This is a genomic window from Rhodococcus sp. ZPP (genome assembly GCF_017656075.1).
In the GTDB taxonomy this organism is placed as follows: domain Bacteria; phylum Actinomycetota; class Actinomycetes; order Mycobacteriales; family Mycobacteriaceae; genus Rhodococcus_F; species Rhodococcus_F oxybenzonivorans.
On the sequence record NZ_CP058638.1, the window covers coordinates 3,173,586 to 3,198,116 of the forward strand.

Consider the following 24,531-nt stretch of genomic DNA (forward strand, 5'->3'; position numbering starts at 1 on the left):
CAGTGTGTCAGGGCATGGTTCGCCGTGATTCCACTACCCATGCAGCGATCTGGGCACGCGAGGTGAAGCCCAGCTTGGCAAGAAGGTGTTCGATGTGCCCCTGTGCGGTACGCACAGATATCGTCAAGCGGGACGCTATCTCTCGATTGGTCAACCCCTCGGCGACCAGCTCGGCGACCTCACGCTCCCGCTTAGTCGGTCCGGCCTGTCCAGTGGTCGGTGTGTATGACGCCGGACTTTGCTCACCGAGTGCGTAGGCGACCGCGGACTCCACTCCCAGCTTGCTCCCTTTTCTTTGAGCTGCGGCAAATTCCTTTTCGCTCAGCTCCCTCCGTGTATCCCGTTCATATCTCTCGCGGTACTGGACCAACCCAGAGACGAAGATCGGGGAACTCTCCATGGCATTGCTCAGGTTCTCTGCAGCTGAGGTCAACACTACGGCTCGTTCGAAAGCACCTTCCTCGGCCGCGATCCACGCGAGTGCCTGTAGGCACATGCTGATGACGAGCCGCTCATTGACTTTCCGAGCAGCGCGAAGTGCCTGTTGGAGTAGGTCGTTCGCCCGCTCCGTATTGGCGTGTCGCCACACCACCACGGCCAGGGCCCACAGCAAATACGACCGATGCACTGCTTCACCGCGCTCTTCGGTGACCGCGAGTGCACTCTCGTAACATTCGATGGCGCGCTCCGTGTGATTGAGCAACTCGTACGCGAACCCGAGACCCTGCAACAAGAGGATGTGGAGGGCAAGTGCACTCGGCACGGCGGCGTAGGTTGGTCGTGCGGCTTCGAAATGGACTTGTGCAGAGTCGACGTCGCCGCCGTACAGGGCCCGGTAACCTTCGGCAAGGTCGATGTGCGCCTGCAGCAGAGGATCGGCCGATCGATCGGCGAGCGTCCGTCCGGCGTGGATGAGGATAGTCGAGGCCTGCAGGTCGCCCTGCACTCCCGCCATCACGCTGGCCCAGAGTATTGCTTTAGCGCGGTCAACGCCTACGGTGCGGGGCGACAGAGCCAATAGTCGATCGATCCAGCGCCGTCCTTCGGTCAACAAACCGCGCGATAGCCAGAGAGGGAACAGCGCTGCGGCCATGCCAAGCCCGGACTCGGGGTCTTCGGAGAGACAATATTCGTGTGCCTGTCGTAAATTCGGCAGTTCGGCGACCAATCGTGTCAGCCACTCGAGTTGCCGCGGGCCGACCCAGTCAGCCTCGGCGTCCAGGGACAGCTGCACGTACCAATTTCTGTATCGGATGCGCAGCTCGGAGTAGTCGGCGCCGGAACGGACCTTCTCCCGACCGTAGTCGCGCACCGTCTCGAGCATCCGGAACCGAGCGACCGGAGCCGACTGCTCTCGAATGAGAATCGACTTGTCGACGAGAAAGGTGACGGTGTCCAGGAAATCGTCAACGGTCGGGTCCTGCCCGAAGATCTGCTCGGCCGCATTGAGTTCGAAGCTACCTGCGAACATGGACAGACGAGCCCACATCAGTTGTTCCAGGGGTGTGCACAGGTCATGGCTCCAGTCGATGCACATCCGCAGGGTCTGTTGCCGCGACGGAGCGTCTCTGCGTCCGCGAGTCAGGAACCGGTAGCGGTCGGTGAGTCGCTGCAGAATCTCCTCCGGGGAGATCGCCCGAAGTCGCGCCGCGGCCAGCTCGATCGCCAACGGCAGGCCGTCGAGGCGCTGGCATATCCGGGCGATGGTCACCTTGTTGTCGCCGGTGACCTCAAAGCCGGGCATGACCGCGGCGCCCCGCTCGGCGAACAGTGCCAACGCGTCGTTGCCGGGCAACCGTCTCGGCAGATGGTCGGCGTCGGGTACCGCAAGCGGGGCGATCGGTAGCGCTATTTCGCCGCTGATACCGATCGGCTCCCGGCTGGTCAGCAGCATCCGCAGGCCCGGGCTGGTGCGGAGCAGCGCTTCGGAGAGTTTCGCGACCGCGTCGACCACCTGCTCGCAGTTGTCCAGAACGAGTAGCACTTCGTGCGGGGCAAGGAATTCCGTGAGGACCTCGAGAAGTGGCCTCGCAGCTCGGTCTCGGAGACCCAGCGCATCCGCCACCAGGTTGACGACAAGCGAGTCGTCGCGCAGCTCGCCCAGCTCGATCAGGAACACACCATCAGCGAAACGCGATTGCGTTCGATCTGCGACTCGCAGCGCCAGTCGGGTCTTGCCCACCCCTCCCATCCCGGTCAAGGTCACCATGCGGGCCGTCGACAGCAAGCTAGCGACCTTCGCCGTCTCCTCCCGACGGTCGATGAAGCTGGTCAACTCCAGCGGCAGCGCCCCGGTGCGGCCCGGATGCGGGGCTCGCGGCGCATCATCGTGGGATGGTTGCGTTGGTGGCGTGTGACTGGGGGCGCTGTTGTCGGTTTCGTCGTGAAACGTGCGGCCGGCAATGTCGTCGACCGGAAAGCCATGCTCGCGTTGCAGGCGCCGCAGCTGCTGGCCCAGTTCCCCAACGGATGGGCGACCGGCAGGATCAATTGCCATCGCGGCCTCGATCACGGTGCTGACATCGTCGGCGATGCCGTGCTCTCTCGGGTCCGGCGTCGGCGCGGTGGTGATCCGGACGAACTGGGCGACCAGTTGCTCACCACTCCGGCGCTCGAACGCAGCATGCCCGGTGGCGGCGGCGAACACGGTCGCGCCCAGACCGTACACATCGGCGGCCGGACTCGGTGCGCCACCGGCAATGACCTCGGGTGCTGTAAAGGCCGGCGATCCGGTCACAACTCCGGCGGTGGTTTCGAACCCGCCCGAGATGTGCGCAATACCGAAGTCGGTCAACGCGGGCTCACCGTAATCGGTGAGCAAGATATTGGCCGGCTTGACGTCGCGATGGAGGATGCCGAGGCCGTGCGCGGCTTCGAGGGCACCGGCGATCTTGACGCCCACGCGCAGCACCTCCTCCAGCGTCAGCGGACCCCGTCTTCGGATGCGTGCATCGAGAGAGTCGTGGGCATAGAAGGGCATGACAATGTACGGCCGGTCGTGTTCGGTGACTCCGACCTGCAGGACGTTGACGACGTTGGGATGGCCGGTCAGCCGGCCCGCGGCACGCTGCTCACGCAGAAATCGCGCACGGCTGTCCTCGTCGAGGTCCCCGGTCAGCACCTTCACGGCCACGGTGCGATCGAGCGCGGGCTGCCGGCAGCGGTACACGACCCCGAAGCCCCCGCGGCCGATTTCCGCGGCGTCGACGAACCCAGCCGCCGCCAAGTCCGCGACGACCGACCCGGCCACATCCGGACGGGTAGCGAAGGGATCAAACTCCATCATGAAGGCCCTCGGATTGCCGAACCGTGTCGATTGTTTGCCCACTCGAAGTTACTCGTCCCAACTTCGACCCGCGCAGAGTTAGGCGACGCCGCACCTCGATGTCGTGAGGACTGAAAGGCCGACAGGACGTTGAAGCTGCGGGTTGATCCCCGGCTTTCGTCGATAAGGATCGCCAAGACCAGCAGGTCAAAAGAACGATCCAGGGCGGGGCGCGGCGCAGCTCGACCCGCGGGGACACCGGGGTGGCCTGGTAACCGCCGGAGGAGGGTACATCGACACGCCACCCCGTCCCGCCATACTGACCCGCAGCTGCGGTCGATCAGTTCGTGTGGCGCGGAAGGGTGTGCGGTTGATCAGTCGGCCTGCGTGTGGCGCCGCGCCTGGCGACGGGCGTGCCGGGCCCACCAACCGCGGTGCGGTGGGCGTCGAGGACCGCGATCTTCTCTTCCAGGTCGGCGCGCACCTCGGGTGGTGCGGTCTCAGCGAGCCGCGTCAGTCGTGCGGCCTTGCGGTGCAGGCGTTGACCTTCCGCTTGCAGGCGGGCCAGCTCGATACCCAGGCCCCGGTCGTCATAGGTGAAGCCCCGGTAGTCCGAGACCAACCCGTCCGGGCGTTCGGTGACGATCGCGGCGGCACCGAGGGTGGCCGGTGACCAATCCACTCCCACCGCGGTTGTTGCCGCGTTCAGATCAGCAGTGGGTATCTGTTCTGTGGCAGCGCAGCGCAGCAGCACACCTCGGTGGTCGAGGACGAGAGTCGGCAGATGCCACTCCGTGATTGCTCTGCTGTGCAGGTGCGGTGGGATCGCGGCGATCAACCGGACCCGCCGCCACTGCGCCCGACCTGTCGGGGCCTCATGTGTGGGAAGTTTCAGCGTCAACACCATCACACCGTCTGCGACGGTGATCTGCGAGAGTTGGTGATCGGCGGCGGAAAGCCTCGCCATCACCGACGTCTGCGGCGGTCCCTGCACGTCGGTGATCCGCAAGCACGTGGTGGGACCACCCCCGCTTCCAGTGCCGCGCGAGCGCGCTGCGAGTTGCCGTACCACGCCGCGCGCGAAGCCGGCCGGCACACACTCGCCGGCCGTGGTGGGCGGCGCCAGTCGGCCGGTAGCCGGGTCGAACCTGGCCGACAGGGAACTAATCGCGGTATCCCGGTACGCCAAGGTGCGCAGCGTGCCGATCGCCTGGGCGGTGGCCACCCGGGTCACCCGCGAGGGCACGTACACATCGGTGGGGTAGGTCGGGTTCCACCCCAGACGCGCCGCAGCGACATGCCCCTGCATCGGGAGCTTCCGGTCTTGACCGTCACGTCCGGCAGCGAGGGCATCGAAGGTGGCCGGTTGCCACAGCCGGAACATCAACTCCGATTGCGCGGCGCCGATCAACTCGAGCAGCCACCGCACACGAATATCGATGTCGTCGAGCCCGAGCGAGGCGCCGGTAGCGTCGTCGACCGCCGCGTACGGGCGGGTCGTGTACGAGAACTGGCGCGGCACGGTACATCCGGCCTCGGCAACGGTCACCTCGCCCCGCCGAGTACCACAGTCAGCGATGCGCGCGGTGCCTCATTCTTCGGACAGCAGCAATCTCCCGTTCCCTCGCAAGGTCCAGCGTGCACCCACCAAGTACGGTCATCGTGGGGGTTCACTCCGACCACCCGCAACTCCGACAGTTCCCCCGCACACAGATCTTCCTCTACAGCTCCCTCGACGAGGTCTTTCGACGCACGGAACACGACGTCGTCGACGGTGACCATCTCCTCGTCGTTGAGCCGCAGCTTCCCGGCGTCGAGCAGCTGATACACCCGGTCGGTGCGGAGCTCTTCCGCCTGTGCGTCTGTGAGGGGCTGAGCTTTCTTCGCTGCGCTGCGGTGCGGTGCGCGGTGCGCGGTGCGGGCCGCTTTCTCGGCGAGCAGTTCGGCGAACCAGTCCGGCGCTGGTTCGGTGCCACCGACCCCACCCTTTGCGGTCTTGATGTCCAGCGGTGTGGCAATGTCGCTGGCACGCATCGCAGCAGCGATGTAGTGCCCGCGAATTCCGAGCCAGCCCACGACCCGCACCTGACACAGCACGCGATCGGCGCGGACCACTTCTTTTCGCTGCCGCTTCTGCGTGTCCACCGTCTTCATCGGATTACCCCCGCAAACCGTGCTGCCGCATCGGCCGAGAAGACGGCATTGATTCAGCCTCGACCGCAACTGATAGAACCGGCCCGACAACGACGCCAGCAACGCCATGAAGTCATCGATCAACACTTCCCCCACCGATGTGTCGCCCTGCTCCCGCAGGACCTCGACCGTAACCCCGACCACCGACAAGTAGCCTCGATCCACGCGACACCGAACCTGGCCAACCGATCCCGCCACATCACCCGCACCACCGTGAAAGTGACCGTTGGCGGCGTCGTCGAGCATCCGGTCCAACCCTGCCCGCGTTTCCCGCACCCGAACCGCGATCCTTGTACACCCGATACACGACTCCGGTGGCGCTCTCGCGCAACATCTTCTCCCGATTAGCGAGCGGGGACTCCTGCCCAGTCGAGCCGGACACCCGGCAGTACAACGCTTCCACCCGGTCGACCGGAGCGTTGTCAGTGGCAGATCGGCCGAGGTAGGCGTCGAGGTCAGCGCGATCGAAGACTCATTGACCGGAACCCTGTACCCCGTGAGGGCAAGCGGCCTTCCGACGCGGCCTTGCGAACTCCCACAACTGACACTTCAGCTACACCGCGGCCTCACCCATTCACATGAAACGGAGAGTAGCAGACAGGATTAGGAGGTATCAGAGACTACGTCAACTGTTGAGAGACTACGGCGGGCGGCTCAACTTGCCTGCGAAGAATTTTGCCGGTCGGTCCTTTTGGGAGGCTAGGGACAAACCAAATCTGCCGGGGGTACTTGTACGCGGCGAGCCTGGCGCGAACGAACTCGATTATCTCAGACGGCTCGACCTGCGCTCCGCGTTTGAGTGATACGGCAGCTCCGATTTGTTCCCCGAGATGCGTGTGTTTGATACCTACAACAGCTGCCTCGGCAACAGCTGGATGCTCGTACAAAACCTCTTCCACTTCGCGTGGGTACACGTTGTAACCACCTCGAATAATGATGTCCTTTTTTCGATCAACGATGCTGTAGTAGCCATCGCTATCTCGTGTGGCGATGTCTCCTGTACGGAACCAGCCGTCGCTTATGGCCTCCGCGGTGGCAGCCGGACGAGCCCAGTATCCCTTCATCACGTTCTCACCGCGGATTTGGATTTCTCCTGCCTCATCACAGCCCACAATTTCGTTGTCGTCGTCGTCGACTAGTCGCAGCGTGCATCCGCGCACGGGAATCCCGATCGTGCCAGCTTTGCGTGGGTATCCGGGTTGGTTGAAGCAAGCAATGGGTGCGGTTTCAGAAAGTCCGTACCCCTCGTATATCTCGCATTCGAATTTTCGTTCGAACGCTTTGAGGACCTCGACAGGCATCGGCGCTCCCCCTACGATGCAGCAGCGGAGATGGGATAGCTTGGCGGAGTCGGCGTCGGGAGAGTTGAGCATCGCGGAGTACATGGTGGGGACCCCTTCGAGGACTGTAACCTCATCTCGAATCAGGACACGCAGGGCTGATTCCGCATCGAACTTGGGGATCAGAGTCAGGAGGGCTCCTGACTTCACCGCGGCATTCAGTCCACAGGTTAGGCCGAACACGTGGAACAGTGGCAGGCACCCCAAGATGACGTCATTGGGCCCGGTTCGAATCAGAGTCTCGGCAGTCGTCGAAGCATTGGTCGACATATTCTCGTGAGTGAGTTCCGCTCCCTTAGGACTTCCCGTCGTCCCAGAGGTATAGAGAAGAACTGCGGTGTCGTCGCGGCTACGCTCCACAGGTTCATTGATCGGGTTCCCGGTCAGATCAGCGTCACTCGGACCACGGTCGTCGACCAAGAGCGCGGGAATCTTCTTTGCTAGTGCGGCTTTCGCAACCAGATCCCCGCGAGATCGCGAGCCATAGATGAGAGCCATCCCAGAGTCTTCCAAGTAATATGTGATCTCCCGGTCCTTGAGCATGGGGTTGATCGGAACTGCGACGGCACCCGCCATCAGAATCCCGTAGAAGATGATCGGAAACGCAGGGACGTTCGGCAGTACGATGCCGACCCGATCGCCGGATCGAGTACCTCGCGAATGCAGGTCGCCCGCCACTGCCGCAGCGGCACGGTGGAACTCTGAGTAATTCAAGGTGGTTTCATCAAGCCGGATCGCGGGTCGATCGCCTAGTTGCCGAGCAGTCTCGACGAGATTGTTTGCGAGATTTGATGACATCGAACGACTTCTCCTGGATTGGCGTGGCGTCAGGAGGCTACGGATGCGCCGGCGCTTCGGGACATGAGGGACCGTCGCGCAAGTGAGCGAACCGACCTGAATTACGAGTTACGAGATACCCCGCGAGCGGGTTGCGCGGGCGTGCCGATGAACATTGCCCGTCGCGGTTCACGTACGTACAATATAGACGATGCGTCGAGTATGATCAACGTGCAGTCGAGATACTTAGCCAGATGTTTGCCCATGTAATGGGGAGGAGGGTCGACGTGGCGCTGTGCCGTCGATGGGTGACGCTCGTGCGGGCCACGAGCCCTGCACGCAAGGCTCATAGGCTGACGTGGGTCGAATCGCGTAATGGGTGCCGCGTCACCAATTTCGCACCGGTCGTCGACTTGCTACATGAACATTAAGTCGGATCGGCATGCCAACTTGGTCAAGACGGACCTGGGAATTCGCCCTGATTGTTTTACCGAACTGCCGTGCAATCCGAGCGGCCGTCTCGGGCGATGCTGCGGTGCATATCGTGTACGGACGTCATGCCCCCGGCTACATTTGCAGGTTGATCTAGCCTAGTCTGTAGCCATGGCGACTTCGTTCTCAAACGGTCTCAACGCATCCGAACCTCGGACGGGTAGGCGCAATCTCAAGGGTGACATGCGCGAGCAAGCAATCCTCGAGGGTGCTTACGAGATTCTGCGCACCGAGCCGTTACGAAACGTGTCGATCGACGACCTTGCCAAGAGGGCGGGGTTGTCGCGTTCATCCTTCTATTTCTATTTCGAATCTAAATGGCAGGTTCTCTCGGCGCTTCTATCGAGTGTGACTGCCGATGTGTTCACTGCATCATCGATGATCTTCGAGCGACCTCCTGGAATTTCTCCAGAGGCTGCCATTGAGCATGCAGTGTCGGAGGTCATGGTCGTGTGGGAGCGGCATGGACATGTACTCCGCGAGGTCGGTGATGCAGCGGCGGCCGAACCCACTTTGCAGGCCCAGTGGGACAAAATACTGGGTCGCTTTATCGATGCCGCGGCCGCTGCGATCGAGCGCGACAGAGCTACGGGTGTGGCTATTGATGGGCCACCGGCTCGTTCACTGGCGGCAGCGCTAATGTGGATGGGCGAACGAAACCTGGGACTTATGAGCATGCGAAGCGAGAATGCAATTCGCACCGAAGACATGGTTGAGACGGTCACCACAGTGTGGCTCAGAACGGTATTTGGTTTGGAATGGAGAGGCCGTTCGAAGACCGATTAGTTCGGGTCGTTCAGTGCAATCGCAGCGAACTGGTTAAAAAATACCGGTTCGCTGCGATCGATTTATTCTATTCAGCTTTGTCTCGCATGGAAAATGCGAGCCTTCAGGAAGTGTGTTCTCTTCCAGTTGAAGGTACGTCGAGTTGTTACTGCGGTTGATCGGCGGCCATCTTTGCCATATTCAGTCCTGGCATAAGCATATGGCCACCGTCAACGTGCATCTCGAGTCCGGTTGTCCAACGAGACTCGTCGGACGCGAGCCAAAGCACCGCTTCGCTCATGGCCCGTGGTGGGAGCAACCCGACATCGCGAAGGGTAGACCAGTACTTCGCGCCTTCAAGGTCTTCTTTCACACCCTGACCGGGGCCTTTACCTGCACAGAGATCATATCCGCCCTGCCAGTCGAGGGCTGGAGTATCAGTCGGCCCTGGGAGCAAGATATTGACTCGGATTCCGTCCTGACCAAACTCGAGCGCAGCGCTTTTCGCCAGCCCTATAACGCCGTGCTTCGACGCGACATAGTGGGCGTAATGGGGTGATCCCTCCACGCCGTTGCCGGAAGAGGTAACGATGATTGAACCGCCGCCCCGTTCCTTGATCGCCGGCGACACTGCCTTCAAGGTGCGCCACACTCCGGTGATATTGACGTCCAGAACAGCTGTGAACTCGTCTTCAGGGATATCGTGGAACGGGTGTACGGTCCAGATCCCGGCGTTGGCGACCGCAACGTCCAGACCACCGAATGCCTTGACGCCATCAGCAACCAGTTTGTCGAGCGACGACTGCTTCCGGACATCTCCCTCGTGTGCAATGATTCGTCGTCCCAGTGCTTCTACCTCTTTAACTGTGATCTGGAGGTCATCAGCTGATCCGGTCGGGTACGGGAGCCCGGTGTCCGGCGGACAGTCGATGGCGAGGATATTGGCGCCCTCCTCAGCGAGCCGGATTGCGTGTGCCCGTCCCATTCCACGTGCCGCACCTGTTACCAGGGCGACCTTTCCGTCCATGCGTCCCATTGGTCTCTCCTCTTGTGAGTGTGAATCGGATTGGTTGTGCTTCCCGGTCGATCGGCGTACCGGGTGGCCGCTTGTCTACATTGAATTGCCAACTCGCGGTGCAGTTCTGGTCCCGGTTTCTCACCCCACATTCACAAATGGTGGAAGGCACTCGGGAGCCAGCGTTCGCAGCGCTATGGTGTGCTTTCGGTCGGGGTTATGAGCTGTAGCAGTACGTCGATTCCAGGTGGCTCCGTCCATACATGCTCTGAGTCGGCGATGAGAAAAGGAGCTCCGATCGGGTCCGGTCGTCCGGGCCCGCGGATCGTGCATCCAGCTAGATCGAGCTCTCGCGCGTTTCCGTCGAACCGCAACGCAATGTGGTCGAGCTTTGCCGAGGCTCGGCCCAGCGCGAGATCGAGAACCTTTGGATCGTCGATGGTGTACAGCTCGATATTGGCCGACGCTATGGCGAGAAACGTCGCGCGGATGGCGAGAGAGGGTGCCTCGAAAGTATGCGCGATGCTGACGTTGAATCTGCTCTGCCAACGTGTGGTGGCCAACTCGAGGTCGCGGACAAGTATCCCCACATGATCCAGCCGCGGAGCGCTTCCTTCCCGAGCATCTTCGGAAGGCGAGGATGGGGAGCGATTGATCATCGTCATTGATGCCTCGCGGCGACGAAATGAGGAGACACGCCCATTCGGGGTTCAGTCCAACGTTGGGTGACCACCTTGGACTTGGTGTAGAAGCGATATGCATCGTAGTTGAGCCCGTCATCGCCAAATCGCGAGTCGCCCCAACCTCCGAATCCGAACCAAGAGATCGGAACTGGAATGGGAACGTTGATCCCAACGCTTCCGGCCTGGACGCTGTGAGCGAACCGGCGACCGGCCACTCCACTTGCGGTGAAGATGGTCGCACCATTGCCATATGGGCTGGCGTTCACAATGCGAAGTGCTTCGTCGAGATCATCGACGCGCACCACACTCAGAATCGGTCCGAACACCTCCTTCTGATAGAGGTCGCTGTCGACGCTTACGTTGTCGACTAAGCTCGGGCCGATAAAATAGCCGGCCTCGGACGTTAGGTTGACACGGCCGTCTACGACGACATTTGCGCCTTGGCTAGGTGCCGCCTCCAACGCACCTCTGACTCGTTCGATGGCGACCTCTGAGATGAGCGGCCCCATGTCGGTGCCTTCCACATTCCCCGGTCCGGTACGGAAGGCTGTGGCCCGCTCAGCGGTCTTGGCAACTAGCTCGTCCGCGACTTCTCCCACCGCTACCGCGATGGGCACGGCCATGCATCGCTGACCGGCGGCGCCGTATGCAGCCGACGCCAGAGCATCCGCCGCTGCGTCCAGGTCGGCGTCAGGCATGACAACCATATGGTTGTTCGCTCCACCCAGTGCCTGAACCTTCTTGCCGGCAGCGGCGGATCGGCTGTAGATCTCACGCGCAACCGGCGTGGAGCCCACAAAGGAAATGGCAGCGACGTCCGGGTGTTCGATCAACGCGTTCACCGCGTCAACGCCCCCGTGCACGACGTTGAAGACACCGTCGGGTAGCTCGGCTTCGGCGAGCAGTTGCGCCAGCCGCACCGAGGCGGATGGCACCCTCTCGCTCGGTTTGAGCACGAACGAGTTACCGCAGGCGATCGCGGCCGCGAACATTGACACCGGCACCATGATGGGGAAGTTGAATGGGGTGATACCAGCACACACTCCGAGCGGCTGGCGGAACGAGTATGTGTCGACTCCTCTGGAGACCTGTTCTGCGTACTCACCTTTGAGGTGCTGCACTACAGATATCGCAACTTCGACAGCTTCGACAGAACGGGCGACCTCCCCTCTCGCGTCTGCGAGGGTTTTCCCCTGCTCCGAGGTGATGATCGATGCAAGCTCTTCACTGTGTTCAAGCATCAGGGCGCGGAAGCGGTGGAGAGTCGTCGCGCGGACGGGGGCCGGGGTCGAAGCCCAGGCCCCCGCAGCGCTTCGGGCGCTGGTGACAGCCGCGTCGACGACAGCAGCGCCTCCCAGCTCAACAAGCCTCAGTACGTGACCCGTGGCTGGATCGACAACCTCCGACCTCCGACCGTTCGTCGAGCCGGAGGGGGCGCCAGCGATCCAGTGCGGCACCGTTGCAAGATGGACATCGTTTGTAGTCACAGAAACTCCATAGTCACGAAGAGGCGAGTTGATTGCTTTGTGGCCGCTTAAGCTTTGGTGTCCCGGGGGTGCGGCAACTCTGGGAACATCTCCAAGCCATAGTTCGTCTTGAGATTCTCAACCTCTGCGGCTAGCTGTTCCGGAGTGCGCAATTCGCGATCGCGCGCTTCGTAGAAGTACTTGTCGATGCCGCCGCCAGGTTCGAATCCGCTGCTCTCGGGACCCGGAACGAAGATCACAAGAATCCTCGCCTCTTCTCCGACTACCTCGTAGGTATGCCGCTGATCCTTGCGCCCCCAAACGAATTGACCTGCGCCGGCATTGTAGGACCCGGCTTCGGTGTGGATCTTGATTTCACCGTCCATCACGAAGAAGCCTTCCTCTTCGCGGTGATGGATGTGCCAGACCGGCTCGGTTCCGCGGACCCAGTTGGTCTCGATGATGATCAGCTGACCATTGGTGGTTTCACCGGTCGCATGAATCCAGAAATCCACACCGGTCATGAAGTCGCCGGTCATGTTGAAATGCACATCGCTGCGGTGGGAGACGTAGCTCTCGCCGTCTCGGTTTGTCGTGGGTTGAATCTGGTCGACATCGGACTTCGTGACCATGAGGGTCCCTTTCGTTGCTTGCCGTGGTGATGAGTGACGTCACGGCTCGGACATTTTTGAGATTAGACTCACAGTCGAGAAGAGTCAACACTATGTCGGTTAATGGAGAACGGGCAGCTCAGAGTGGCGATAGCGGGGCGGGCCAGTGCTGGGAAGACAGCCGGTGCGCATTAGTCGACACAATGTTGACGAACGCCAACGCTAAGTGCAGAGTTGACACACCGGCGTGTGGCCCGACTAGTCGAGGGTCGTACGCATCTGACAGCAGCTGTGGAGGAGACGACTGGTGAGTTCGCTACGAGAGCGCGTAGGTGCCGCGACGAACATCTATGCAGGACATTCATGAGTAATCTGCACCCTCAGGTACTCGAGTTGCTGGCGTCCCTGTCAACGAATCCGCCGGCGCAGCCGTGGGAAGTATCCATCGCCGCGTACAGGGCGGTCGGCGAGAAGTTGATGGGCTTGGCGGGTGATCTCAATCCACATTGCGATGTGAGGGACTTAGAGATTCCCCTCCGCGGAAGGGTAGTGAAGGCCCGGAGTTACTCTCCGAAAGGCGCAACCACAGCAGTGCCGGGTGTCGTGTACTTCCACGGTGGCGGTTTCGTCAGGGGCGGCCTCGAGTCTCATGACCGACTGTGTCGCGAGTTGAGCGTCCAGGGCGCTCTCCGCGTGATCTCGGTGGCGTATCGCCTTGCGCCCGAAAACACCTATCCGAGCGCTCACGCAGATGCGATCGAATCCTTTTGCTGGGTAGCCGATCGTTCTGACGAGCTGAGAATTGATGGCGAGGCACTGGCCGTTGCTGGAGACTCCTCTGGGGGGATGCTCGCTGCGGCGACCGCAGCGATTCTCAGTGCACGTACAGACGGTGCATCGGTCAAGGCGCAGGGGCTTCTGTGCCCAGTGCTAGATCTGACCTCGAGTAGTGACTCTGTGAACCGATACGGGTCGGCGCCTCTTCTTTCGCGTGCCGCACTCGAATGGTGTATCGATCAGTATGTGCCCGACGTGTGGCTTCGGGAGTCGTCGGAAGTCTCGCCGTTGTTCAGTACGAATCTGAACAGCGCCCCGCCTGCGCTCATCGTCAACGCAGAGATTGACCCAGTCTCAGACGATGCCAGTCGATATGCGTCTAAATTGCATGCTTCGGGCGTTGCAGTCGTCCAGCGCGAGTATGCGGGCATGCCCCACAGCTTCTTTCTACTAGCCGGCGTGGTGGATGAGGGAGAGCGTGCTATTACTGGCTTCGCGGAAGGGTTGTCCAGCTTGCTGCGCTAAGTGATCTGGAGCGTGGGGTCGACGGTAGTTATAGCGGACGTTCCATACGACGACGGCCTCTGATCGTTGGGTTTCGCTGATCCAGTCGCGGGCGTGGAGGAACCCCTCGGGGAGAATCCGGTTGTAGCGCTCGACCTTGCCGTTGTGTCGTGGGTGTAGGGCCGGATGAACTGGTGACGGGTACGGGAGATGCCCATTTCGGTGGCGACGTGGGTGATTGGGTGCGTGCGGCAGCTTTCGACGAGTCGGCGTCAGCTTTGACGCAGAGGTGGCTGGGCTGCCGTCTCGCGATCGAACGCCCGGTACCGCCGAGCGACTATGTGCCCCTTCAGATCGACCAGTCGAGGGCTGTTCGGCGGTTGAGGTAGGCGTCATCCATCAGCTCGAGAATGTCCAGAACGGGAGGCGGCCTGCATACCGTTCGAGCAGTGCTGCAGTGACGCGCTCCATCGACCCAACCGTTCCTCGGTGGATCATGACTGGACGGTGTTCGCCGCCGTCTGCGCCGACATAGGTGAGACCGAATCGTTGGGGCTGATTGAAGTCGAGTTGCACGGTGGCAGTGGTTTCCTCACGGCCGCGTTCGTCCTGAACCTGTAGATCGAGTTTGGGGCGTAAAACGCAGCCTCACCCGGGCTTCGACCAATTTCAGTCCATGCTCGTCAAGGACAGACTGCCCGGCGGTGCGAAGGCTCTCCTGGGCATGCTCCCGCTGGGCCTCGGTGCCGAGCCATGTCGAGGAGTTGTCTCTCGTCGACAGTCGGACGTAATCGACGGGAAGCCCCAAGATTTCCTGAGCACGCAGTGCTGCCCGCAGCCCAAGTTCAGCTTCGTGGAGGACCCGGTCCGGTCTGCAGAAGACGTGAGTGTGGTCGAGGTTGATCTGCCGGACGCGACTCAAACCAGATACGACACCGGAACGTCGGCTCGGAACATGGAGGCGAGCTCGTTGAATCCAAGGGGCAGTTCACGATATGAGTGTTGAGTCGATGCATAGATCAACGCGTGATGAGGACAGTTCGCTGGCCGCAGCATCAGCTCGTCGCCGTCCATGCGCATGGCGGGGAACATGTCCTGACTGAATTTGCTCAGATGGCCGGAACGCTCGTACAGCGCCCCCCTTCCCGAGCACCGGCGAGAACACGCCGAGACAGACATCGGCGGACGCAAGTTCCTTGGCCAGCTTCTGCCAAGTCAAGTCCGTCGACGTCCAATACAACGTCATGACCCGCAACAACTAGCTACGCCGTCATCACCCATCACAGCGGCTCGGTTTCGCTAAGAGGCGGCGTGGCTTACTTGGCGGTCGATGCCACGCTTTCCAACTTCACCCGAAAGCGGCGGGCCGCACCTCACACTTACATGTGATGTGCGGCCCGCCGGCTGCAGTCCCGGTTCCTCCTACTGCAGGCCTACGCGAAAGACCTGAAACTCGATGACGGGTCCGGGTGTAATTCGCCCTTGCCCCACGAAGATAGTCTGGTTGACCCAGCCGTACCTAGCGTCCCCGCACTCGAGGCGCGGAGTGGTGACAAAGTAGTGGTCGCCGAAGTTCGTGCTCGAGTCCCCGCCGGTCAAGGCGGCTGCAGCGGCTTCGGTCACCTCAACCAGGCCCTGGTAGCTCATGTAGATGACGGCACCGTCGTCGGTATTGAACTGTGCGCGCACATCCAGCCGTCCGAATCCGTCATCTCCAGCCAGGAGCCAGTCACCGCCGCCGATGGCTGCTGTACCGCTCAGTCGATCACCCGTTACAGTGCCGCCGGTAACGGGGAGGACCTGCCGCACGCCGTACGGCCCAGGACCGACGACCTGCGGCGCAGCGAGTTCTGCGGTGTACGAAAATTCCGGGATGAGCTTCACTTGCTTACCTCCAGGCCTGCGGCTGCCATCACATGGGACATACCCTCCGCAATGACTTCGACGCCGAAGGCTTGTTCGACGATATTTGGATCGAAGTATTCGCGAATCAAGACCACCTTGCCGCCTCTGATTCGCATGTGTGTGCAGTACGTGTTCGCGTACACGTTTCCGTTCTGCCTCACGGTCGCCTCTCCGTGTAGCTCGAGCACAAACAGCTCGGGATCTGTCGTGTCGTGCACCATCAGCGAGTCGATCTTCAGGTCGGGCACGGACTTGAAGAACCAGTCGATGAAGTGGCCGATGAGTTGGCGGCCGGGGACCGACTTCGCGAGCGGCTCAGGGGCGAACGGCATCTCCCATACAGCATCTTCCGCGAACCAGTCTTTCCAAGCCTCCAGCTCTTTCCCGGTCGGCGGCCCGCTATCAAGGTCGCCCCAAAAACCATTCACTACCTTGCGATTCTCCGCTTGTGTACTCACAGTCGCCTCCTTGGTGGGCTCTGGCGACGACTGATGTGCCAGCCGCCGTAGCCTCAAAGAATGCCCGTCCTGTCGGTAATAGTCAACAGTGTGTCGAACGCTATTCGGCCGACCCTCCACCGCACTGTGGACAGAGTGTTGACTATGATCAACTGTGAGTCTAATCTCAGGGTGGTCGGCCCAATGAGCGACGGGACAGAGTGCCCGCGAAGCCGCATTCCAGCGGGCTCGAGAGGCATTCCGCTTTGGCATTTATGCGCCCCTTAAGGAGATGTGATGAGTACTTTGACCAACCGGCTCTACCGATTGCGGAGTCGTCCGGAGGGGGAAGTAACTGCCGAAAATTTAGAATGGTTGGAAGAGCCGGTTGCCGATATCCTTGATGGGCAAGCGCTGATCCGAACGCACTACTTGTCGGTCGACCCCACAAATCGTGTGTGGATGAGTGCGATGCGTTCCTATATCCCCCCGGTCGAATTGAACGCCGTCATGCGCGGGGCCGGTGTGGGACGGGTCGTCGCCAGCCGACGTGACGATCTTCCTGTCGGCTCGTTTGTTGTGGGATTGACGGGCTGGCAGGACTATTGCGTCGCTGATGCAGCGACTGAGGACATGTCATTCACAGTCCTACCCGATCCGCTACCGGCCCCCCTCCCCGCGTTCGTCGGAGTCATGGGCCACACCGGAATATCGGCGTACCTCGGCGTTGAGTTCGGTGATCCTCGACCGGGAGAGACTTTCTTCGTATCCGCCGCGGCCGGAGCAGTGGGCTCTATTGCAGGTCAGCTCGCAAAGCGTCGGGGTGCCCGAGTGGTCGGTATCGCAGGTGGCGCCGAGAAATGTCGATACCTGGTGGAGGAGTTGGGGTTCGACGCTTGTATTGACCGACATGCTGGTGACTGGCAGAAGCAACTCGACGACGCCACACCTGAAGGTATCGACGTGGACTTCGAAAATGTTGGCGGCGAGATCATGGACCACGTTTTCGGCCGACTGAACATCGGGGCGCGAATCACGCTCTGCGGGCTGGTTTCCGAGTACAACGACTATAATGGAGATAACGCCCAACGCGGACTACGTAATGTCAGTCAGCTGCTTATGCAGCGGGCAACTTTGCGAGGGTTCATCGTTTTCGATCACGTGGATCGGTACGCAGAGATCATTGGACAGCTGTCGCTGGCTCTCAGTGCCGGCACGCTGCGCTCCGCGGAGACCGTGGTCGACGGTCTGGAGCATGCGAGACATACCCTCAACCGCAGTCTCGCCGGCGAGAACAAAGGGAAGGTCGTGGTCAAGGTGATCACCGACTAACCGAACGGCGGTAGATGGCTGGGCGTACCAGTCAAGTCGCGTCTGGCGCGCTTCTCCCTCATCGACTTGCCCGGCGATGCCCTGCTCGGCTGGCGGTTGAGCACTCGAGCCACCCGGCGCCGCTTCGCACCGGTCCTCTTGGACGATCCTCAGTGCGGCAATCGATTACCTCGGCTTCATGGTGTTCTTCCGCTTGCTGGCGCCTCATAGGCTTGACTCGACAAATGGACCGCGACGCGGTCCATTTGTGGGGTGGCGAACCATCGGGTGGCGGCACGGTCGAAGTCGTCGTGGTATTCGGTGGCACTAGCTCAGGCCGCAACCCCGTCGGGTCATATGAGCCGAGCGGTGAGGCCACGATTATTGCGTACGGGACTGGCCACATACCGGATTCGGGGCCTGCCCATCTCTGCACTGCGTGCCCCGAACCTGCAGTCAACGGTGGAGTCGAGTGCCATGCCGGTGCCCGCGTGGAGTAGTCCACAAAGTACGTTCCGTCGGCGAGGCAAAAGTCGGGGCACTACTGAGGCTGTAGCAAAAGAACTCCCTCCCGCCAACGCCGCCATCAACCAGGGCCTGCCGGAGATAGTGGGAACCGTGTACTGAGACTAACGTCCCATGCGAACACCCCGCCTGGTTCTACTTCCCCTGGGAGTGGACACCCCGACAATGGTCCGTAGGAGTTCCGCCGGGGACGCGGTCGCTTTGTATCGTGCAGGCGGCACTCGTATCTACGCGGCCGTGGCCTCGGACCTCGGCATCAGCGGCGAGACGCTGCGGACCGGGGAAAAGGTGAACAAGGCCACGAACAAGACGTTGACTAATTCGCCTCCCCGAGGGACGACGCAACACATCGGTCGCGCCGACCAGCAGGCTAAGTCACGGTCGCCCTCATTCTCGTTAACGCCGACCGAGATCGACACCACGGAGAACCGAATGGATACCTACGACCATGCGTTGTTGGGCTTCGCCCTACGGTGGAGCGGCTATGGTGGCGGTGACGATTACATCTTCACTGAGTTCGGAATTCCCCCCAGAGTTTTCTACCAACGCGTGCTGTGGATGGTGGAAAAGCGACTCGCCTCCGACCTCGACCTGACCATGAGACAGCAACTTCGGGAACACTGCCTCGCGAAGTTAACGTCGTTTCAAGAACCGCGATGACAGCGTGAAAGCCGACGCAGCAGCATTGTGGCGAACTGGCCGCCTGGCGCCCGCAACGTATGGCGCCCACTGCAACCGCCCGCATCGGCACACCCATAGACCCCAAATCAACCGTGACTGCACGGCAACTCCCGACCAGCTGGGCGGGCAATGGGTGCCGAACCAGGTGGTGTCGGAGAAGGGCAACTGCCCGCAACCGGGAGATCGAGTGTGCAACCGCAGCCGGTAGCGCAGGCAGATCGGAAGCAACGGGGGCTCCCATTCCCGATCGCGAAAACCTACAGAAACCAGCGCCCAACGGTATGACACTGGTTTCGTGCGCGTCGCGGTCGTCGGGGGCAGGGTCGTCGATTGTCACCCGTCTACCCCCAGGCCATCACCAGCCGGTTGTCAACACTTCCGTGACGGTCGTGGTGTCAAGACCCGGCATCTCAGCGGTCCAGGATGCCGTTGACGAAATCCTGTGCGTCGGCCTGCGAAGCCCCGATGGTTGCCCGGTGGTCCGCACCGTCGTACGTCACGTACTCGAGGTCGTTCCCCCTGTCCCGCAACGTCTTCACCATCAGATCTGTCGACGGCTTGGCTACCACCCTGTCACCGGAGCTCTGTGTGACCAGGGTCGGAACCTTGACATCCACCTGCGAGGGCTCCTGACGCGTCAGGTATTCCGTGAGCGGCCCCAGATCGGCGTCCGGACGGAAGACCTGCCCGGCGGGTACCGGTGGCACCTTGCGGATGTCGTCGAGGCAACCGGTTCGCGCGGCCGCCAGCAGGGGCTGGGCCTGCTCGGTCAGCAATGCCGACGGGTCGATGGATGGGTCCGCGGCCTGCGCCCCGAGAAGAATCAGCGGTAAGAACGCCTCCGCCGCTTCGATTCCGGGTACACCGGACCGGAAGTACTGCGGCGTCTGGTCGAGGCCGCTGCCCGGCGCGATCGCCACCGCACCCTTCAGCTCGAGTTCCGGTGCCCGCTCCCCGGCCTGGGCGGCAGTGAACAGCGCCGCCTGCCCGCCCTGGCTGTGCCCGACCACGAACCACTGCGAGCCGACCGACGGATCCAACTCACGCGCGGCCCGCACGATGTCGACGACGGCGTTGACCTCGGTGTCACCGTTGACATACGGATGAATACCCGGCGTACCCAGCCCGTGGTAGTCGGTGCGGACCACGGCGAAACCCTGCTCGACCCAGTCGTCGAGGGAGGCGTCGACCTCGGTCAGATAGGCGTGGGTGGGGCCGCCCGGGAAGTCCGCCGACGGCGCGCACGCGTCGGCCACACCGGTGGTGCCGTGCGCCCAGCTGATCACCGGGTACCCGCCCTCGGGTGCCGGTGTGCGCGGCAGTGCGACGGTGCCCGACACCACCACGGGATCACCGTTCACGTCCTGCGAGGTGTAGGTGATCAGGTCGTTGCGGGCGGCACTGGGCAATGCCGGGGCATCGGTCACCGCACTGGACGTGAGCAGTTGGCCCGCCCGGAGCCGATCCAGATCCGTCGTCGTCTCGGAGGTCTCGGTCGAGCACGCAGCGCCGGTGAGCACGACGAGAGCCGCCACCGCCCCGAACCCGGTACGCACCGAGTTCACGAGAACGCTGCCAGAGGTTCGGACCCGGACCAGTCGTGGCCCCAGTAGCTGTCGGCGGTGATTTCCTCCGCGGTGTAATACTTTTCGTCGACGAGCATGCCCTCGGTACCGAACTCGAGGTCCCAGCCACCGGGAGCCCGCACGTAGAACGAGACCATCCGATCATTGGTGTGGCGACCCAGTGTCGAGGAGATCGAGAATCCGAGCTTGCCGAGCCGGTCGAGTGCCTGGCCGACGGCGTCGAGGGTGTCGACCTCCGTCATCAGATGCACCATGCCTGGTTCGCCGCCGTGCGGCGCCGGGCAAAGCGCGAGACTGTGGTGGCGCTGATTGACTCCCATGAACCGGACCCGGCGGGCGGGACCGGGGGCGTCGGGCGGCCCGAGGCGGATGGCACCGCGCGGCAGGAAACCGAGCACCTCGGTGTAGAACGTGTAGGCCTCCTCGAACGCCGGGGTCGGGAGCACCACATGTCCCAGCCCCTGTGCGCCGGTGACGAACCGGCCACCGTGGGGGGTGACCACCGGACTGTGGTCGAGAACCGGCCCGAAGAACACTTCCACCCGCGTCCCGGACGGGTCGTCGAACGCGATGACCTGCTCGGCATCGCGGTACCGTGCCTCGTCCTCGGACAGAACGTCGACGGCGACACCCGACTTCTCGACCTGCTCACGCACCCGTTGCAGGGCGAACTGGTCGCGCACCTCCCACCCCACGGCCAAAGCCTTGTCCTTCTTGCCGGGCAGCACGATCAGTCGGGCACGCCGCTCGTCGAGTCGCAGGTACAGGCCGTCCGGCTCGGGGCCGGAACCCACCGCCATGCCCAGCCCGTCCACCACCAGTTCGCGCCAGCGCGGCACGTCCGTCGTCTGGATCCGGAGGTAGCCGAGTCCTCGAATGTCTGTCATGGAGAATCCCTTTCCTGGGGGCGGCTCCGCCACCCGTGAGTGGTTGACGAGTCTCTGGACTCCTTAACCACTCACGGGCGCGGAGCGCCTAGATCATGGAGCGGTGCACACCCTGCGGTTCGCCGCCGAGCTGGGTGAGTGCGGAAGAGTGGTAGATGGACCCCGGCACGTGGATGGCGTGGGAGAGTCCGGCGTGGGCGTCGCGCCAGAATCGCTGCATCGGCGTGCTGAGCTGCAGCGCGCCGCCGCCGGAGCGGGCGAAGATTTCGTCGACTGCTCGGACCGCACGCCAGGCGGCCGCTGTCTGGGTGCGCCTGCCGATGGCACGCAGCTCGAACGTGACGTCCTGCCCCTTTTCCGTCATGTCCCAGAACCGGTCGACCGTCTCGAGGATGGCTGCGCGCGACGCTGCGATTTCCGCGGCCGCCTCGCCGATCGCGAACAATACGTATGGATCTTCCTTGATGGCGGTGCCGGAGACGGTGACCCGTTCGCGCTGCGCGTTGAGGTGGCACGCCAGCGCGCCTTCGGCGATGCCGATCAGCGAGGAGGTGATCCCGAGCGGGAAGATGCACGAGAACGGGAAGTTGTAGAGCGTCTGGGTACGTCCGAATTCCTTCGGCGCGGACCCGTCGAACACCTTGTCCGCCTGCAGCGTCCGGTGCTGCGGGATGAACGCGTCCTTCACGATCAGGTCCTTCGACCCGGTGCCGCGCAGGCCCACGACGTTCCAGCTGTCCTGGTCGATGTCGTAGTCGGCGCGGGGCAGGAGCACGTGCAGGATCTTCGGCGGCATCACCCGGTTACCTTCGGCATCACCGGCTGCGGCGCCGATCATGATCCAGCCACAGTGGTCGGTGCCCGACGAGAACGACCAGCGTCCGTTGAGGACGTAGCCACCCTCGGTCGGCACGGCGACACCCATCGGCGCGTACGGGGAGGCCATCCACATGTCGGGGTCTGCGCCCCACACTTCGTCCTGGGCCTTGCGGTCGAAGAACGCCAGTTCCCACGGGTGGACGCCGACGATGCCGCTGACCCACCCGGCTGCGCCGTCGATGGCACCGATCCCCATCGCGGTCTCCGCGAATTCGCGCGGATGGGCTTCGTGGCCGCCGTACTCCTTGGGCTGCAGCATCCGCATCACCCCGGAGTCGCGCAACCGCTTGGCGGAGGTGTCCGACAGGCGCATCAGCTTGTCGCCTTCCGCGCCTTCCGCGCGGAGTTCGTCCGCGAACTGTTCGATCCTGTCAAGAACCTGACCCATGATGATCTCGGCTTTCTGGTTTGGGCACCCGGTCAGGCGCCTAGGCGGACTTCTTCTCGGCAACAGCGGTGCTCGCGGCCTGCCGGTCCGCGAGACCGAGCGCGATTTCGATCAGCTGGTCCTCCTGCCCGCCGACCAGTTTGCGGCGGCCGGCCTCGATGAGGATTTCCGCACCGGACACCCCATATCGGCGGGCGTGCGCATCGGCGTGCTTGAGGAAGCTCGAGTAGACGCCCGCGTATCCCATCGTGAGGGACAGCCGGTCGAGAAGGCAATCGTCGTCCATGATCGGTCGCACCACGTCCTCGGCGGCATCGATGATCTTGAGAGTGTCTATGCCGGTGCGGATTCCGAGCTTCTCGGCGACGGCAGCGAAGGCCTCGACCGGAGTGTTACCCGCGCCCGCGCCGAAGCGCCGGGTGGACCCGTCGATCTGCAACGCGCCGGCCTCGACGGCGAGCACGGAGTTGGCGACGCCGAGGCCGAGGTTCTCGTGTCCGTGGAAGCCGACCTGTGCGTCGTCCCCCAGCTCGGAAACCAACGCGGCGACCCGGTCGCTGACACCGTTCATGATGAGCGCACCCGCCGAGTCCACCACGTACACGCATTGGCAGCCGGCGTCGGCCATGATCCGGGCCTGCTTCGCGAGCGCTTCGGGTTGCTGGCTGTGCGACATCATCAGGAAGCCGACGGTTTCGAGCCCGAGGTCGCGGGCGAGCCCGAAGTGCTGGACGGAGATGTCGGCCTCCGTGCAGTGGGTCGCGATGCGGCAGATGCGCGCACCGTTGTCGGCGGCCTCCCGGATGTCGGACTGGACACCTAGCCCCGGGAGCATGAGGAACGCGATCTCGGCCTGCTTCGCCGTCTCCACGGCGGCCTTGATCAGCTCCTGCTCCGGGGTGTGGCTGAAGCCGTAGTTGAACGACGAACCGCCGAGCCCGTCACCGTGGGTGACCTCGATGACGGGAACGCCGGCGGCGTCGAGTGCCCCGACGATGGAGCGGACGTGGTCGACGGTGAACTGGTGCCGCTTGGCATGGGAACCATCGCGCAGGGACGAGTCCGTCACCCGGATGTCGAGATCGGCGCTGTAAGGCATCGGTATTCCTTCGAAGAGTGAGTGGTAACGGACGCGTTCAGACGCTCGCGCCGAGGATCTGCGTCGCGAAGCTCTCGCCCACCTTGGTGGCGGCGGCGGTCATGATGTCGAGGTTGCCCGAGTACGGCGGCAGGAAGTCGCCGGCGCCCTCCACCTCGAGGAAGATGCCGACCCGGGCGAGCCCACCACTGATCGGTGTCGGGTCGTCGAACTGCGGCTCGGCGCGCAGGCGGTAACCGGGCACGTAGGACTGCACGGACGACACGACGTCGTGGATCGACGCGCTGATCGCGTCCCGGTCGGCGTCGGCGGGAATAGCGCAGAACACGGTGTCCTTCATGAACATCGGCGGCTCGGCCGGATTCAGGATGATGATGGCCTTGCCCTTCTTCGCTCCGCCGATCGTCTCGATGCCCCGACTCGTGGTGATCGTGAATTCATCGATGTTGGCGCGAGTACCCGGTCCGGCGGACGGCGACGCCACGCTGGCGACGATCTCGGCGTAGGCCACCTCGGTGATCCGGGAGACGGCGTACACCATCGGGATGGTGGCCTGGCCGCCGCAGGTAATGAGGTTGACGTTGGGCGCAGTCCGGTGTTCGCCCATGTTGACGGCCGGCACGACCGCGGGACCGAGCGCGGCGGGCGTGAGATCGACCGCCTGGATGCCCAGTTCCCGGTAGCGCGGGGCGTTAACCCGGTGCACGTAGGCGGACGTGGCCTCGAAAACGATGTCGGGGCGCTCGTCCTGGGCGAGCAGCCAGTCGACACCGTCGGCGCTGGCGACCACGCCCCGATCGGCCGCACGCTTCAGTCCCTCACTGTCCGGATCGACACCGATCATCCAACGCGGTTCGATGATGTCCGAACGCAGGAGCTTGTACAGGAGGTCGGTGCCGATGTTGCCGGATCCGACGATCGCGGCGAGAGCCTTGGTCACAATTT

19 protein-coding genes and 2 pseudogenes are annotated in these 24,531 nt (G+C 62.7%); 5 read left to right on the top strand and 16 right to left on the bottom strand.

The annotated features are described in order from the left end of the window. Positions 1-7: 7 nt before the first annotated feature. From HYG77_RS15140 to HYG77_RS15155, 4 genes and pseudogenes are all read right to left on the bottom strand, one after another. The gene (locus HYG77_RS15140) at positions 8-3,286 is read right to left on the bottom strand and encodes a protein kinase (protein ID WP_208963122.1); all 3,279 of its coding nucleotides are present in this window, start codon (positions 3,284-3,286) and stop codon (positions 8-10) included. Between the two features lie 403 nt (positions 3,287-3,689). After that, positions 3,690-4,814 (bottom strand): annotated as a pseudogene (locus HYG77_RS15145) (transposase); the annotation flags it as partial. Then, complete coding sequence (locus HYG77_RS39620; RefSeq protein WP_244461325.1) at positions 4,811-5,734, bottom strand: hypothetical protein; 924 nt, start codon at positions 5,732-5,734, stop codon at positions 4,811-4,813. The gene HYG77_RS39620 and the pseudogene HYG77_RS15145, both read right to left, overlap by 4 nt. A gap of 344 nt (positions 5,735-6,078) precedes the next feature. Next, entirely contained in the window at positions 6,079-7,596 is a 1,518-nt protein-coding gene (locus tag HYG77_RS15155) for a long-chain fatty acid--CoA ligase (RefSeq protein ID WP_208963123.1), read from the bottom strand. A 582-nt stretch (positions 7,597-8,178) separates the two neighbouring features. Here HYG77_RS15155 and HYG77_RS15160 point away from each other — a divergent pair. Continuing rightward, the gene (locus tag HYG77_RS15160; protein WP_208963124.1) at positions 8,179-8,853 is read left to right on the top strand and encodes a TetR/AcrR family transcriptional regulator; all 675 of its coding nucleotides are present in this window, start codon (positions 8,179-8,181) and stop codon (positions 8,851-8,853) included. A 145-nt stretch (positions 8,854-8,998) separates the two neighbouring features. Here HYG77_RS15160 and HYG77_RS15165 read toward each other — a convergent pair whose 3' ends face one another. The 4 genes from HYG77_RS15165 to HYG77_RS15180 all read right to left on the bottom strand — a co-directional run bounded on the left by HYG77_RS15165 (position 8,999) and on the right by HYG77_RS15180 (position 12,535). Beyond that, on the bottom strand, positions 8,999-9,868 hold the full coding sequence (locus tag HYG77_RS15165; RefSeq protein WP_208963125.1) for a mycofactocin-coupled SDR family oxidoreductase: 870 nt from the start codon (positions 9,866-9,868) through the stop codon (positions 8,999-9,001). 173 nt (positions 9,869-10,041) lie between these two features. Continuing rightward, a complete protein-coding gene (locus HYG77_RS15170) occupies positions 10,042-10,512 on the bottom strand; it encodes a hypothetical protein (protein ID WP_244461326.1) in 471 nt (156 codons plus the stop codon). Continuing rightward, on the bottom strand, positions 10,509-12,017 hold the full coding sequence (locus tag HYG77_RS15175; protein ID WP_109325607.1) for a CoA-acylating methylmalonate-semialdehyde dehydrogenase: 1,509 nt from the start codon (positions 12,015-12,017) through the stop codon (positions 10,509-10,511). The genes HYG77_RS15170 and HYG77_RS15175 overlap by 4 nt, the downstream gene beginning before the upstream one ends. Before the next feature lie 47 nt (positions 12,018-12,064). After that, on the bottom strand, positions 12,065-12,535 hold the full coding sequence (locus HYG77_RS15180) for a cupin domain-containing protein (protein WP_244461327.1): 471 nt from the start codon (positions 12,533-12,535) through the stop codon (positions 12,065-12,067). A 435-nt stretch (positions 12,536-12,970) separates the two neighbouring features. Here HYG77_RS15180 and HYG77_RS15185 point away from each other — a divergent pair, with 435 nt between their 5' ends. After that, positions 12,971-13,909, top strand: coding sequence for an alpha/beta hydrolase (locus HYG77_RS15185; protein WP_208963127.1), 939 nt, complete (start codon positions 12,971-12,973; stop codon positions 13,907-13,909). Positions 13,910-13,921: 12 nt separating this feature from the next. Here the strand turns inward: HYG77_RS15185 and HYG77_RS15190 are convergent. Next, positions 13,922-14,088: pseudogene (locus tag HYG77_RS15190) on the bottom strand (integrase core domain-containing protein); the annotation flags it as partial. Between the two features lie 289 nt (positions 14,089-14,377). On the opposite strand from HYG77_RS15190, the gene HYG77_RS40680 reads away from it, so the two are divergent. Continuing rightward, complete coding sequence (locus HYG77_RS40680; RefSeq protein ID WP_280123307.1) at positions 14,378-14,509, top strand: hypothetical protein; 132 nt, start codon at positions 14,378-14,380, stop codon at positions 14,507-14,509. A gap of 801 nt (positions 14,510-15,310) precedes the next feature. Here HYG77_RS40680 and HYG77_RS15200 read toward each other — a convergent pair. Continuing rightward, positions 15,311-15,772, bottom strand: coding sequence for a DUF3237 domain-containing protein (locus HYG77_RS15200; RefSeq protein ID WP_159918545.1), 462 nt, complete (start codon positions 15,770-15,772; stop codon positions 15,311-15,313). Beyond that, entirely contained in the window at positions 15,769-16,251 is a 483-nt protein-coding gene (locus HYG77_RS15205; RefSeq protein WP_208963128.1) for a nuclear transport factor 2 family protein, read from the bottom strand. The genes HYG77_RS15200 and HYG77_RS15205 overlap by 4 nt, the downstream gene beginning before the upstream one ends. A 276-nt stretch (positions 16,252-16,527) precedes the next feature. On the opposite strand from HYG77_RS15205, the gene HYG77_RS15210 reads away from it, so the two are divergent. Together HYG77_RS15210 and HYG77_RS39625 are read left to right on the top strand one after the other, a co-directional pair. Then, complete coding sequence (locus HYG77_RS15210) at positions 16,528-17,562, top strand: NADP-dependent oxidoreductase (RefSeq protein ID WP_109325597.1); 1,035 nt, start codon at positions 16,528-16,530, stop codon at positions 17,560-17,562. A gap of 741 nt (positions 17,563-18,303) precedes the next feature. Beyond that, positions 18,304-18,726 (top strand): hypothetical protein, encoded by a 423-nt coding sequence (locus HYG77_RS39625; protein WP_244461420.1) that lies wholly within the window; start codon positions 18,304-18,306, stop codon positions 18,724-18,726. A 431-nt stretch (positions 18,727-19,157) separates the two neighbouring features. Here the strand turns inward: HYG77_RS39625 and HYG77_RS15220 are convergent, their stop codons facing one another. The 5 genes from HYG77_RS15220 to HYG77_RS15240 all read right to left on the bottom strand — a co-directional run bounded on the left by HYG77_RS15220 (position 19,158) and on the right by HYG77_RS15240 (position 24,529). Beyond that, positions 19,158-20,303, bottom strand: a complete 1,146-nt coding sequence (locus HYG77_RS15220; RefSeq protein WP_244461328.1) for an alpha/beta fold hydrolase — start codon at positions 20,301-20,303, stop codon at positions 19,158-19,160. 5 nt (positions 20,304-20,308) lie between these two features. Continuing rightward, positions 20,309-21,220 (bottom strand): biphenyl-2,3-diol 1,2-dioxygenase, encoded by a 912-nt coding sequence (bphC, locus tag HYG77_RS15225; RefSeq protein WP_208963130.1) that lies wholly within the window; start codon positions 21,218-21,220, stop codon positions 20,309-20,311. An 88-nt stretch (positions 21,221-21,308) separates the two neighbouring features. After that, positions 21,309-22,487: an acyl-CoA dehydrogenase family protein gene (locus HYG77_RS15230; RefSeq protein ID WP_208963131.1), complete on the bottom strand. Its 1,179-nt coding sequence runs from the start codon at positions 22,485-22,487 to the stop codon at positions 21,309-21,311. Between the two features lie 40 nt (positions 22,488-22,527). Then, positions 22,528-23,586 carry a 4-hydroxy-2-oxovalerate aldolase gene (gene dmpG / locus HYG77_RS15235; RefSeq protein WP_208963132.1) on the bottom strand — a complete coding sequence of 353 codons (1,059 nt, stop codon included), beginning with the start codon at positions 23,584-23,586 and terminating at the stop codon, positions 22,528-22,530. Positions 23,587-23,623: 37 nt separating this feature from the next. After that, positions 23,624-24,529 (bottom strand): acetaldehyde dehydrogenase (acetylating), encoded by a 906-nt coding sequence (locus HYG77_RS15240; RefSeq protein ID WP_204164937.1) that lies wholly within the window; start codon positions 24,527-24,529, stop codon positions 23,624-23,626. Between the last annotated feature and the right edge of the window lie 2 nt (positions 24,530-24,531).

What these genes read in the sequence shown, in the direction of transcription:
- HYG77_RS15230 (WP_208963131.1), bottom strand. Translation starts at nt 22,487, where the DNA reads ATGGGTCAGGTTCTTGACAGGATCGAACAGTTCGCGGACGAACTCCGC.
- HYG77_RS15160 (WP_208963124.1), top strand. Translation starts at nt 8,179, where the DNA reads ATGGCGACTTCGTTCTCAAACGGTCTCAACGCATCCGAACCTCGGACG.
- HYG77_RS15140 (WP_208963122.1), bottom strand. Translation starts at nt 3,286, where the DNA reads ATGATGGAGTTTGATCCCTTCGCTACCCGTCCGGATGTGGCCGGGTCG.
- bphC (WP_208963130.1), bottom strand. Translation starts at nt 21,220, where the DNA reads ATGACAGACATTCGAGGACTCGGCTACCTCCGGATCCAGACGACGGAC.
- HYG77_RS15180 (WP_244461327.1), bottom strand. Translation starts at nt 12,535, where the DNA reads ATGACCGGCGACTTCATGACCGGTGTGGATTTCTGGATTCATGCGACC.
- HYG77_RS15210 (WP_109325597.1), top strand. Translation starts at nt 16,528, where the DNA reads ATGAGTACTTTGACCAACCGGCTCTACCGATTGCGGAGTCGTCCGGAG.
- dmpG (WP_208963132.1), bottom strand. Translation starts at nt 23,586, where the DNA reads ATGCCTTACAGCGCCGATCTCGACATCCGGGTGACGGACTCGTCCCTG.
- HYG77_RS15155 (WP_208963123.1), bottom strand. Translation starts at nt 7,596, where the DNA reads ATGTCATCAAATCTCGCAAACAATCTCGTCGAGACTGCTCGGCAACTA.
- HYG77_RS15170 (WP_244461326.1), bottom strand. Translation starts at nt 10,512, where the DNA reads ATGACGATGATCAATCGCTCCCCATCCTCGCCTTCCGAAGATGCTCGG.
- HYG77_RS15165 (WP_208963125.1), bottom strand. Translation starts at nt 9,868, where the DNA reads ATGGGACGCATGGACGGAAAGGTCGCCCTGGTAACAGGTGCGGCACGT.
- HYG77_RS15185 (WP_208963127.1), top strand. Translation starts at nt 12,971, where the DNA reads ATGAGTAATCTGCACCCTCAGGTACTCGAGTTGCTGGCGTCCCTGTCA.